Below are 12,035 nucleotides of genomic sequence, written 5' to 3' on the forward strand. Positions count from 1 at the left end.
TGGGCCGAGTTCAAGGCGCCGATGGCGTTGGTTTTCAGCGCGGCCATGTCGGCCGTTTCCATCGCGGCGATATTGGCGGTCGACAGCGCGGCCACTTGCGCCGAGCCCAGCGCGGCGGCCTGGCTCGAGGTCAGCGCGACGACCTGATTGGTGGTCAGGCCGTTGGCGACGCCGGCGGTGCTCAGCGCGGCGATCTGGCCGGTGGTCAGGTTGGCGACCTGGCTGGTCGTCAGCGCCGCCACCTGGGCCGAGTTCAACAGGGCGATTCCGCTGGTTTTCAGCGCGCCGATGTCGGCCGTTTCCATCGCCGCGATCTGGTTGGTTTTCAGCGCGGCGATCTGGGTCGAGGTCAGCGCGCCGGCCTGGCTCGACGTCAGGGCGACGACCTGGTTCGTGGTCAAGCCGTTGGCGACGCCGTTGGTGCTCAGCGCGGCGACCTGGCCGGTGCTCAGCGCGGCGACCTGGCTGGTCGTCAGCGCCGCCACCTGGTCGGAGCTGAGTACGCCGATGGCGCTGGTTTTCAGCGCGCCGATGTCGGCCGTTTCAATGGCGACGATCTGGCTGGTGCCCATGGCGGCGACCTGGGCCGAGTTCAGCGCGCCCACCTGGGCCGAGTTCAGCGCGACGACCTGGTTGGTGCTCAAACCGCTGGCGATATTCGCCGTGGTCAGCGCGGCAACCTGGCCGGTGGTCAGGCTGGCCACCTGGGTGGTGGTCAGCGCGGCAACCTGGGCCGAGTTCAAGGCGCCGATGACGCTGGTTTTCAGCGCGGCCAGGTCGGCCGTTTCCAGCGCGACGACGCCGCTGGTGGTCAAGCCGGCGATTTGCGCGGTGCCGATGGCGCCGGCTTGCGCCGTGGTCAGGGCCACCACCTGGTTGGTGGTCAGCGCGGCCAGCTGGCTCGATTTCAGCGCGGCGACGGCCAGGGTCGTCAGGGCGGCGAAGTCGGCCGTTTCCATGGCGGCGACGTTGGCGGTCGACAGCACGGCCACTTGGGCCGAGCTCAGCGCGGCGGCCTGGCTCGACGTCAGCGCCACCACCTGGTTGGTGGTGAGGCCGTTGGCGACGCCGGTGGTGCTCAGCGCGGCGACCTGGCCGGTGGTCAGCGTGGCGACCTGGCTGGTCGTCAGCGCGGCCACCTGGGCCGAGTTCAAGGCGCCGATGGCGTTGGTTTTCAGCGCGGCCATGTCGGCCGTTTCCATCGCGGCGATGTTGGCGGTCGTCAGCGCGGCCACCTGGGCCGAGCCCAGCGCGGCGGCCTGGGCGGTCGTCAGCGCGACGACCTGGTTGCTGGTGAGGCCGCTGGCGACGCCGGTGGTGCTCAGCGCGGCGATCTGGCCGGTGCTCAGGTTGGCGACCTGGCTGGTCGTCAGCGCGGCCACCTGGGCCGAGTTCAAGGCGCCGATGGCGTTGGTTTTCAGCGCGCCGATATCCGCCGTTTCAATCGCGGCGATGTTGGCGGTCGACAGCGCGGCCACTTGCGCCGACGTCAGCGCGCCGGCCTGGCTCGAGGACAGCGCGACGACCTGGTTGCTGGTCAGGCCGCTGGCGACGGCGGCGGTGCTCAGCGCGGCGATCTGGCCGGTGCTCAGCGTGGCGACCTGGCTGGTGGTCAGCGCGGCGACCTGGGCCGAGTTCAGCACGCCGATGGCGCTGACCTTCAAGGCGCCGATGTCGGCCGTTTCAATGGCCACGATCTGGCTGGTGCTCATGGCGGCGACCTGGGACGAGCTCAGCGCGCCCACCTGGGCCGAATTCAAGGCGACGACCTGGTTGGTGGTCAAGCCGCTGGCGATGTTCGCCGTGGTCAGCGCGGCAACCTGGCCGGTGGTCAGGCTGGCCACCTGGGTGGTCGTCAGCGCGGCCACCTGGGACGAGCTCAAAGCGCCGATGGCGCTGGTTTTCAGTGCGGCCAGGTCGGCCGTTTCCAGCGCGACGATGGCGCTGGTGGTGAAACCGGCCATCTGGGCGGTGCCGAGCGCGGCCGCTTGCGCCGTGGTCAGGGAAACCACCTGGTTGGTGGTCAGGGCGGCGACTTGGTTGGACTTCAAGGCGCCGATCGCGGCCGTTTTCAAGGAGGAGAAGTCGGCCGTTTCCATCGCGGCCAGGTTGGCGGTCGACAGGGCGGCGACCTGGGCCGAACCCAGCGTGGCGGCCTGGGTCGTGGTCAGCGCAACGATCTGGTTGGTGGTGAAGCCGGTGGCAACCTGTGCCGTCGTCAACGCCGGAATTTGGGTGGAAGTGAGTACCGATATCTGCAACGTCGTCATCGCCGCAATTTGCACGGAGTTGAGCGCGACGATGTCGGCCGTGCCAAAAGCCACGATTTGGGTCGTCGTCAGGGCGGCGATTTGCGCGGTTGACATTCCGGTTACGATACTCATTTCCATTCTCCTTGGGGGCACTGCTCAAGTCGGTCAAGACACAGTTGGCGCCGCAGGAATGAAACCTGCAGACGCCAACTCATTTGGGGGGTGGCAAATTGCCAAATCAATACTATATATTCTGTGCAGCACTAGGCATCTACTTCCGCCGCTTGCATTCTTAACGGCAACAAAAGCGCCAACTTGAGGGGAAACCGGCGATATTTCTTGCTCAATATCAACTACTTGTGAACATATTTCCAACAATTTCCAGCTGTAATATTGCGTGTCACTGTCAAAGACGCCGTAGGCCTTGTCCTACGTAGAGAGCGACCGGCGGCGCGGCTTTATTAAATATTTTGTTTACGTGCGGCAATCTAGTCGATTTCGGGGGGAGGCCCGGGACGGCCGCCCGCCGACAGCGCTGCATGACACAAATAACCATCAGAATTAGCCCGAAGTATATCGCAAAAAATTGCCGTACAGAACGCATTTATCCGCATGTATCCGTGCAGCAACTACACTTTCAGCCAAGTTTGCAATCTCCTGACATGTATCAAACAGACCATTTTGGCGGGCGCCGGCGCCGCGCCGCTATGTAAATGCGACTGATCCTTATATTGTTAACAGAGAGATGCATATGGCGCCGATCAAAAGCCGCAAACACGCCCAGTCCCGTTTCAACCAACACGTGAGCACCGCGCTGGCGCTGATGCTGCTGCCGGTCGCCGCCCAGGCCGCCGACGCGGCCGCGCCGCAAACGATGAAGGAAGTGAAGGTGCTCGGCGCCCAGGACAACGACTTCAAGGCCGACAAGGTGTCGTCGCCCAAACTGCCCCAGCCGCTGATCGACACGCCGCAAACCATTGCGGTGATCAAGAAGGAACTGATCCAGGCGCAGGGCGCGACCTCGATCATGGAAGCGCTGCGCAACACCCCGGGCATCACGCTGCAACTGGGCGAGAACGACAACACCAGCGCCGGCGACACCTTCCAGATGCGCGGCTTCGCCGCCCAGTCGTCGGTGTTCGTCGACGGCGTGCGCGACCTGGGCGCGGTCACCCGCGATGCCTTCAATATCGAGCAGATCGAAGTGTCGAAGGCCCGGCCGGCGCCGACGTCGGCCGCGGCGCCGCCTCCGGTTACATCAACCTGGTGTCGAAGATGCCGGCGCTGGACCAGTACAACAGCGCCAGCATCGACAGCGGCAACAGCAAGCGCGTCACCGCCGACCTGAACCACAAGCTCGGCGCCGGCAGCGCGCTGCGCCTGAACGTGATGGCCCAGGACGGCGGCGTGGCCGGCCGCGACCGCGTGAAAAGCGAGCGCCAGGCGATCGCGCCGTCGCTGGCGCTGGGCCTGGGCAGCGCCACCCGCATCTACCTGTCGTCCCTGCACATGCGCCAGGACAACGTGCCGGACGGCGGCATTCCAAGCGTGGGCCTGGAGGGTTTCTTTTTCAATAATAACGACCCTTTGCGCACGGCGCCGCGGGTCGACCGCGAGAACTATTACGGTTTGGCGGGCGACTACGAGAAGGTCGACGCCGACATGGCCACGGCCAAGATCGAGCACGACCTGGCCGGCGGCGCGAAACTGACGAACGTCTCGCGCTACGGCAAGTCCAAGATGGACCGCGTCATGACCGGTATCAACGCGGTCAACAACGGCGTCACCCTGGCCAAGCCGACGCCTTTGCCGCAAGCGGAATGGAGCATCAACCGCTCCCGCCAATCTTTGCTGCAAAAAAATGAAATTCTCGCCAACCAGACCAACCTGTTGACGGAATTCGCCACCGGCGGCGTCAAGCACACCGTGTCGGGCGGCATCGAGTTCATGTCGGAGAAACAATCGACGCCGGGCCGCGCCGGCCTCGGCACGTTGGCAAACCGCACGGTTGGCGTGGTACCGGCCAATCTGTACCAGCCGAACCCGAACGATGTCATCTATAACTACAATCCGCAAAAGAACGGCGCCTACACCGAGGGCAAAACCACCACGGCGGCGCTGTACGTCTTCGACACGCTCAAGCTGTCCGAGCAGTGGCAAGTGAACGGCGGCGTGCGCGTCGAGCACGACAATACCAAGTCGGACCTGGCGACGCTGACCAACGGCGTGCTGGTGCCGGCGGCGCTGGAGAAATCGGACACCCTGGTCAGCTGGAAAGCCGGCGCCCTGTACAAGCCGGCCGACAACGCCAGCGTCTACCTCGCGTTCGCCAACTCGCAAACGCCGCCGGGCAGCAGCAACTTCGCCCTCTCCGCCACCACCGGCAACATCAACGGCCCGGCGATGGATCCGCAGCAAACCCGCAATATCGAGCTGGGCACCAAATGGGACGTGCTGGCCAAGCAACTGGCGCTGACGGCGGCCTTGTACCGCACTGAAAACACCAACGTGACCTCGCTGCTGGACTCGGCCACCAATACCTACTCGCAACTGGGCAAGCGCCGGGTCGAGGGTCTGGAACTGGGCATGGTTGGCCAGATCACCCGGGCGTGGAACAAGCTGACCGCCACCGTCTGGTCGAGCTACAACGTGGACAAGGCCTGGACCGTCGGCGGCGGCGCCCGCTACACCTCGGAACAGAAGCGCGTGGTCGATCCGAGCCTGGCCGCGGCCCTGCAAAACAACCTGCCGGGCATTCCAGCGTACTTCGTCGCCGACGCCATGCTGAGCTACAAGGCCAGCAAGAACGTCACCGTGCAGCTGAACCTCTACAATCTGTTTGACAAGTTCTATGTCAACACCTTGAACAACAGCGGCGCCCGCGCCACGCTCGGCACCGAACGCTCGGCGGCGCTCAGCGCCAGCCTGGCGTTTTAAACGCCCCTCCCCCCTTCACGCCCGCCCCGGGCTTGAAGGGGCGCCCCCACCCCGCCCTTCCGCAGTGTTTCCGCTCAGCATCAAAGCATCGATGGCGTATGACATTTCATACGCCGCCGGGCCGCCGCGTCCAAGTTTTCGCGCGCCGGCCCCCGCAGCGCTGTCAGGCGATTGTGCAAATCGCTTGTAATACAGCGACTTAGCTGCGCCCGACTGAGCGGCCGCAGCGGGCATGGCGATTGCTATGTATTGAACTCGAATCAGAACTTGCTGGCATTCAAAAACACGGGAGGGAGCGGCGCAGCGCCCGGCGTGCTTGTGTTGCTCGCTATAAATAATCGAGTCCGCTCCCGGCGGCGATTTACACGGAGGAGTCAAAATGAAAAAAACACGGCCATTAACCCTATACATCCTGATTGCGATGGTGCTGGGCATTCTGGTGGGCTACGCCTGCCACCAGACCTTCCCGGAGAAGGCAGTCACGGCGGACATCGCCGCCCATATATCCATCGTCACCGACGTGTTCCTGCGCTTGATCAAGATGATCATCTCGCTGCTGGTGTTTTCCACGCTGACGGTGGGCATCGCCCACATGGGCGACGGCAGAACGGCCGGGCGCATCGGCGCCAAGGCCTTCCTCTGGTTCGTCATCGCCTCGCTGGTCTCGCTGCTGCTCGGCATGGTGCTGTCCAACTATTTCCAGCTCGGCTCCCAGATGGGCCTGCCCCTGCCCGACGTCGGCGCCAGCACCAACCTGAAGACGGCGGCGTTCACGCTGAAAGACTTTATGACCCATTTGGTGCCGAAATCGCCGATCGAGGCCATGGCCAACAATGAAATCCTGCAAGTGCTGGTGTTCTCGCTGTTCTTCGGCGCCGCGCTGGCCGGCCTGGGCGAGAGCGGCAAGGTATTGACCGACGTGATCGACCAACTGGCGCAGGTGATGTTGAAAATCACCGGCGCCATCATGGCGCTGGCGCCGCTGGCGGTGTTCGCCGCGATCGCCTCGGTCGTCACCACCCAGGGCCTGGGCGTGCTGGTCACGTTCGCCAAATTCATGGGCGCCTTCTACCTCGGCCTGTTCTGCCTGTGGACGCTGCTGGTCGGCGCCGGCTTCACCTTCATCGGGCCGCGCATCTTCAAACTGGTGGGCTTGATCCGCGAACCGTTCCTGCTGGCGTTTTCCACCGCCAGCTCCGAGGCTGCCTATCCGAAACTGCTGGTCGCGCTGGACCATTTCGGCGTGCCGCGCAAAATCTCCAGCTTCGTGCTGCCGCTCGGCTATTCGTTCAACCTCGACGGTTCGATGATGTATTGCACTTTCGCCGTGCTGTTCATCGCCCAGGCCTACGGCATCGACCTGCCGATCGGCACCCAGATCACCATGCTGCTGGTGCTGATGCTGACCTCGAAGGGGATCGCCGGCGTGCCGCGCGCGTCACTGGTGGTGATCGCCGCCACGCTGAACCAGTTCCACATCCCGGAAGCCGGCCTGCTGCTGCTGATGGGCGTCGACCAGTTCCTCGACATGGGCCGCTCGGCCACGAACGCGGTGGGCAACGCGGTCGCCGCCGCCGTGGTGGCGAAATGGGAAGGCGCCCTGGAGCCGGAGCAAGAGGCGGCGCGCAAGCACGCGCTGCACCTGGCCGGCGCCCAGGACGCCGAGGCGCCGCGCAAGGCGGCTTGAACGCCCGGCCGGGTGCGGCGCGGCAGGCCGCGTTGAACCCGGCCCTGGTACCGGCCTGAGCATGAGCCGCCGCGCATTCGATGCCCGGCGGCTCATGTCGTTATAGCGGCGCCGGCGCCATCAATGCGATACTGCCGTTCCACACCGCACCGATCGACCTGTCAGCACATACTATGACGTTACACACTGGAAGCAAGATCGCGCCGCGCGCGCGGCAAGGCGCCGCGCAATGGTCGGGCCGGCAGTCGATGGCCTGGGCGCTGGTGCTGGCCGGTTTCCTGCTGGTGGTGTACCTGGTGTATTTCTGGACCGAACGCATCGCCATCGGCAAGCTGCAGGCCGGCGGCGCCCAGCGCCTGGAGGTGTATGTCAGCAGCCTGGAAAACGCGCTGGAAAAATACGATTTCCTGCCGAAGACGCTGGAACTGAACAAGGACGTGATCCGCCTGCTGCAAACGCCCAAGGACCCGGACCTGCTGGCCTCGGTCAACCAGTACCTGGAACAGATGAACGTGCAGGCGAAGTCGACGGCGATCTATATCACCGACCTGAACGGCTACACCCACGCCGCCAGCAACTGGCGCGCTAAGGACAGCTTCGTCGGCGACAACGTCGCCTTCCGCCCCTACGCGCGGGACGCGCTGCGCGGCACGCCGGGGCGCTTTTACGGCGTCGGCACGACCAAGCTGGAACCCGGCTACTTCTTCGCCCACGGCATCTACCACCAGGGCAAGATGCTCGGCCTGGCGACCGTCAAGGTGAATATCGAGAGCCTGGAAACGCGCTGGGTGCAGGGCGCCGACAAGGTCATGCTGGCCGACGAGCACGGCGTGATCTTCCTGACCTCGGTGCCGGCCTGGAAATACAAGACGCTGGCGCCGCTGGCGCCGGCCGTCGGCGCGCTGCTGGCGCGCACCCGCCAGTATTACTCGCACCGGCTGGAGCCGATCCCCTTCCTGTCCGACCGCCTGCTGGGCAACGGCGCGCGCGTGATCAGCGTGCGCGACCAGGCGCTGCGGGGCGCCGTCATCAAAACCAGTTCGAGCGTGATGACCCAGCTGCGACTGCGCTCGCCGCGCAACTGGCAATTCATTTACCTGTCGGACCTGGCGCAGGCCCGCTCCAGCGCCCAGGCCGCGGCGGCGTTCTCCGCCGTCGTGCTGGGCTTTTTCCTGCTGCTGTTCTTCTACCTGCGCCAGCGCCGCCAGGCGCTGGCGCAGAAGCTGCGCGCCCGCGAGCAATTGCAGTACGCCTATGACAACCTGGAAACCATGGTTGCCGAACGCACCTCGGAACTAAACGCGATGACCCGCAGCCTGAGCCAGGAAATCGCCGTGCGCAGCCAGGCCGAACACAAGTTGCACCTGACGCAAAACGAGTTGTTCCAGGCCGGCAAAATGGCGGTGCTGGGCCAGATGTCGGCCAGCATCACGCACGAGTTGAACCAGCCGCTGACGGCGCTGCGCACGATGTCCGACAACGCCGTCATCCTGCTCGAACGCGGCCGCCTCGACGACGCCAAAAAGAACCTGGCGACGATTTCGCAGATCGCCGCGCGCATGGGTGCCATCACCGGCCAGTTGAAGGTGTTCGCGCGCAAGTCCACCACCAGCCTGACGTCGGTGTCGATTCCCACCGCCATCGGCAACGCCCTGTTCCTGGTCGAACGCCGGCTGCAGGTGGAAAACGTGCGCTTCGTGCAAAACCTGCCCGGCGACGACGCCTTTGCCCTGTGCGAAAGCAATCGCCTGGAGCAGGTACTGGTGAACCTGTTTACCAACGCGCTCGACTCGATGGCCGGCTGCGCCGTGCGCGCGCTGACGGTGGACGTGCTGCGCGAGGGCGACAAGATCCTCGTCTGCGTCGGCGACAGCGGGCCGGGCCTGTCCGACGAGGTGCGCGAGCGCCTGTTCGAACCGTTCTTCACCACCAAGCCGCAAGGCGTCGGCCTGGGCCTGGGCCTGGCGATTTCGGAACAGATCACGCGCCAGTTCGGCGGCGTGCTGCGGGCCGACAACGCCGCCGGCGGCGGCGCCCGCTTTATCATCGAACTCAACATCGCACCGCAGGAGGAGAAACATGTTTGACGGCTTGAAAGTGTTGTTGATCGAGGACGACCCGACCGTGCGCGCCGGCAGCGAGCAGGCGCTGCAACTGGCCGGCCTGGAGGTGCAATCGTTCCACTCGGCCGAGCTGGCCTACAAGCTGCTGGCGCCGAACTTCCCCGGCGTCGTCGTCACCGACGTGCGCCTGCCCGGCATGAGCGGCCTGGAATTGTTGCAGGCGGTCAAGGCGCTCGACGCCCACCTGCCGGTGATCCTGGTCACCGGCCACGGCGACATCACGATGGCGGTGCAGGCGATGCGCAACGGCGCCTACGACTTCATTGAAAAGCCCTACTCGTCGGAGCAACTGGTCGAGGTCATCCTGCGCGCGCTGGAAACGCGCCGCCTGATGCTGGAGGTGCACAGCCTGCGCCGCCGGATCGAGGACGGCGGCGGCATCGAGTCGCGCCTGCTGGGCGACGCGCCGGCGATGCGCGAGTTGCGCCGCCTGATCCTCGACGTCGCCGACGAGCCGGCCGACGTGCTGGTCTACGGCGACACCGGCACCGGCAAGGAAATGGTGGCGCGCTGCCTGCACGACTTCAGCCACCGGCGCAAGCACCACTTCGTCGCCGTCAACTGCGGCGCCATCCCCGAGAGCATCTTCGAGAGCGAGGTGTTCGGCCACGAACAGGGCGCGTTCACCGGCGCGGCCAAGCGCCAGGTCGGCAAGATCGAGCACGCCGACCACGGCACCTTCTTCCTCGACGAAATTGAAAGCCTGCCGCTGTCCTTGCAGGTCAAGCTGCTGCGCGTGCTGCAAGAGCGCTACGTCGAGCGGCTCGGCTCGAACAGCCCGGTGCCGTTGGACGTGCGCGTGGTGGCGGCCGCCAAGCTGGACCTGGAGGAGCTGTCGCAGCAGCAGAAATTCCGTAGCGACCTGTACTACCGCCTGAACCTGATCGTGCTGCACCTGCCGCCGCTGCGCGAGCGGCGCGAAGACATCCCGATGCTGTTCGAACACTTCGCGCTGGCGGCGGCGGCGCGCTACAACCGCGCCGCGCCGGTGGTGTCGAGCGCGCAGATGCGCAGCCTGATGGCGCACGCCTGGCCGGGCAACGTGCGCGAGCTGCGCAACATCGCCGACCGTTTCGTGCTGGGCATCGCCGGCGGCGCCAACGGCTTGCTGGCCGCGCGCGACGCCACCCCGGTCTCGCTGGCCGAGCAGGTCAACGGCTTCGAGCGCTCGCTCATCGAGCAGGAACTGCGCCACTACGCCGGCAACGTCGCCGAGGCCAGCGCCGTGCTGGGCCTGCCGAAGCAGACGCTGTACCACAAGATGCAAAAATACAATTTGGTGGCCGAGGAGTTCAGGTAGCGCCAAGCAATGCGGCGCCGGCTCAGTTTCGCCTTCCCGACCAGCCTATGGTGCTCTGCATCATCGTATATTTTTTTCAGCAATATCGGCTGTCGTCGCCTATTGTTTGTACGCCGCCGCGCCACCTGACCGCCTTACAATGCACCCCGCTTATCCGCTGCGGGGCGCGCCTGTCGCTGCGCGGCGGCGCTGGTCGGAAGCGCCATCGCGGGCGCCCCGGCTCGGGCACAGTACGCCCATGACAAGCCGTTATGACACCTTGAAAAACCACATGAAACCACATTACATCGTGCTCGCCGCGCTGGCGGCCATCTCCCTGTTCGCGCTGGCCAAGGACGAACCGGGCAAGCTGGCGGCGCCCTGGCTGCTGGCGGGCGAAACGCCGAAGCAGTACCAGATCGGCGTCGACTACACCGAGACCAGCAGCGGCAAGGGCGCCAAGTTCCTGCGCCACGCCGACGGCGACGGCGAGAGCTGGGCGACGCTGATGCAGGCCGTGTCGGCGGAGAATTATCGTGGCCAGCGGCTGCGTTTCCGCGCCCGCGTCAAGACGCGCGAGGTGGGCGACTGGGCCGGCCTGTGGATGCGCGTCGACCGCCCCGGCGAACACAGCGCCGCGTTCTACAACAGCGAGGACCAGCCGATCAAGGGCAGCGTCGACTGGCAGTGGCGCAGCGTGGTGCTGGACGTCGCCGCCGACGCCAAGGCGCTGTCGTTCGGCGTCACCGAGGCCGGCAAGGGCCAGGTCTGGATCGACGAGCTGACGCTGGAAGCGGTCGGCCGGGACGTTCCGCTCGACGTCCAGCGGCGCGTGAAAGCGCTGCCGGCGGCGCCCGTCCTGTGAGCATCGGCTGGTTCCAGCCGGGGCCGGCGCCGCACGACGCGCGCCTGCCGCTGCGCTTCGCCGCGCCGGCCGCCGCCGGGGGCGCCGCGGGTGAAGCCGCGGATGAAGCCGATGCATGAGGCGGGCGGGCGGCGCCCGCGCATCCTCATCGCCGACGACGAGCCGCTGCTGCGCGCCGAATTGCGCGAATCGCTGAGGCAACTGTGGCCGGAGGCCGAGCTGGTGGCCGAGGCGGTCGACGGCTTCGAGGCGCTGCGCCTGGCGCGCGAATGGCAACCCGACGTCGCCTTCCTCGACATCCGCATGCCCGGCCTGAGCGGGCTGGAGGTGGCGCGCACCTTCGGTCTGCGCACCCACGTGGTGTTCGTCACGGCGCACCAGGAACACGCGCTGGCGGCGTTCGACGAAGGCGCGCTCGACTACGTGCTGAAACCGACCGACCCGGCCCGGCTGGCGCGCAGCGTGGCGCGCGTGCGCGAACGGCTGGGCACGCCGCCGCCGGACCTGGCGCGGCTGGCGCGGCGCCGCAATGGCTGCAGGCGTCGGTCGGCAACACCATCCATTTCATCGACCTGAGCGACGTCATCTACTTTTGCGCCGAGGCGAAGTACACCCGCGTCGTCACCGACCAGACCGAGGCGCACATCCGCACCCCGCTCAAGGAACTGGCCGAGATGCTGGCCGGGAGCGGCTTCTGGCAAATCCACCGCGGCTACGTGGTGGCGCTCAAGCGTATCGCGCTGGTGGCGCGCGACGCCGACGGCGCGCTGTGGCTGTCGCTGCGCGGGCACGCGGCCAGGCTGCCGGTCAGCCAGCGCTTCCAGCACCGCTTCAAAGGCATGTAGCGCGGCGGCCCGATGACGTGAGCGCGGCTGTTACAAATGCTTGCGAT

At 66.0% G+C, this 12,035-nt stretch carries 10 protein-coding genes; 9 read left to right on the forward strand and 1 reads right to left on the reverse strand.

What is annotated here, in order from left to right; genetic code table 11:
• On the reverse strand, positions 1 to 2,384 hold a 2,384-nt coding region (locus ACFDR9_RS17855), incomplete at its 3' end, for a beta strand repeat-containing protein (RefSeq protein WP_409031848.1).
• A 619-nt stretch (positions 2,385 to 3,003) separates the two neighbouring features.
• Here ACFDR9_RS17855 and ACFDR9_RS17860 point away from each other — a divergent pair.
• The 9 genes from ACFDR9_RS17860 (at position 3,004) to ACFDR9_RS17900 (ending at position 11,988) form a co-directional block, all read left to right on the forward strand.
• Entirely contained in the window at positions 3,004 to 3,600 is a 597-nt protein-coding gene (locus tag ACFDR9_RS17860; RefSeq protein WP_409031849.1) for a TonB-dependent receptor plug domain-containing protein, read from the forward strand.
• The gene (locus ACFDR9_RS17865; RefSeq protein WP_409031850.1) at positions 3,528 to 5,189 is read left to right on the forward strand and encodes a TonB-dependent receptor domain-containing protein; all 1,662 of its coding nucleotides are present in this window, start codon (positions 3,528 to 3,530) and stop codon (positions 5,187 to 5,189) included. The genes ACFDR9_RS17860 and ACFDR9_RS17865 overlap by 73 nt, the downstream gene beginning before the upstream one ends.
• Positions 5,190 to 5,568: 379 nt before the next feature.
• Entirely contained in the window at positions 5,569 to 6,876 is a 1,308-nt protein-coding gene (locus ACFDR9_RS17870) for a dicarboxylate/amino acid:cation symporter (RefSeq protein ID WP_409031851.1), read from the forward strand.
• Positions 6,877 to 7,049: 173 nt separating this feature from the next.
• Complete coding sequence (locus ACFDR9_RS17875; protein WP_157406785.1) at positions 7,050 to 8,963, forward strand: ATP-binding protein; 1,914 nt, start codon at positions 7,050 to 7,052, stop codon at positions 8,961 to 8,963.
• Entirely contained in the window at positions 8,956 to 10,299 is a 1,344-nt protein-coding gene (locus ACFDR9_RS17880) for a sigma-54-dependent transcriptional regulator (protein WP_409031852.1), read from the forward strand. Before ACFDR9_RS17875 ends, ACFDR9_RS17880 begins: the two co-directional genes overlap by 8 nt.
• A gap of 271 nt (positions 10,300 to 10,570) precedes the next feature.
• Positions 10,571 to 11,143 carry a transcriptional regulator gene (locus tag ACFDR9_RS17885; protein WP_409031853.1) on the forward strand — a complete coding sequence of 191 codons (573 nt, stop codon included), beginning with the start codon at positions 10,571 to 10,573 and terminating at the stop codon, positions 11,141 to 11,143.
• Positions 11,140 to 11,262, forward strand: a complete 123-nt coding sequence (locus ACFDR9_RS17890) for a hypothetical protein (protein WP_409031854.1) — start codon at positions 11,140 to 11,142, stop codon at positions 11,260 to 11,262. Before ACFDR9_RS17885 ends, ACFDR9_RS17890 begins: the two co-directional genes overlap by 4 nt.
• Positions 11,246 to 11,719, forward strand: a complete 474-nt coding sequence (locus ACFDR9_RS17895) for a LytR/AlgR family response regulator transcription factor (RefSeq protein ID WP_409031855.1) — start codon at positions 11,246 to 11,248, stop codon at positions 11,717 to 11,719. The genes ACFDR9_RS17890 and ACFDR9_RS17895 overlap by 17 nt, the downstream gene beginning before the upstream one ends.
• A gap of 8 nt (positions 11,720 to 11,727) precedes the next feature.
• Entirely contained in the window at positions 11,728 to 11,988 is a 261-nt protein-coding gene (locus tag ACFDR9_RS17900; RefSeq protein WP_409031865.1) for a LytTR family DNA-binding domain-containing protein, read from the forward strand.
• Positions 11,989 to 12,035: the final 47 nt, after the last annotated feature.

This window comes from Janthinobacterium sp. CG_23.3 (genome assembly GCF_046115965.1).
In the GTDB taxonomy this organism is placed as follows: domain Bacteria; phylum Pseudomonadota; class Gammaproteobacteria; order Burkholderiales; family Burkholderiaceae_D; genus Janthinobacterium.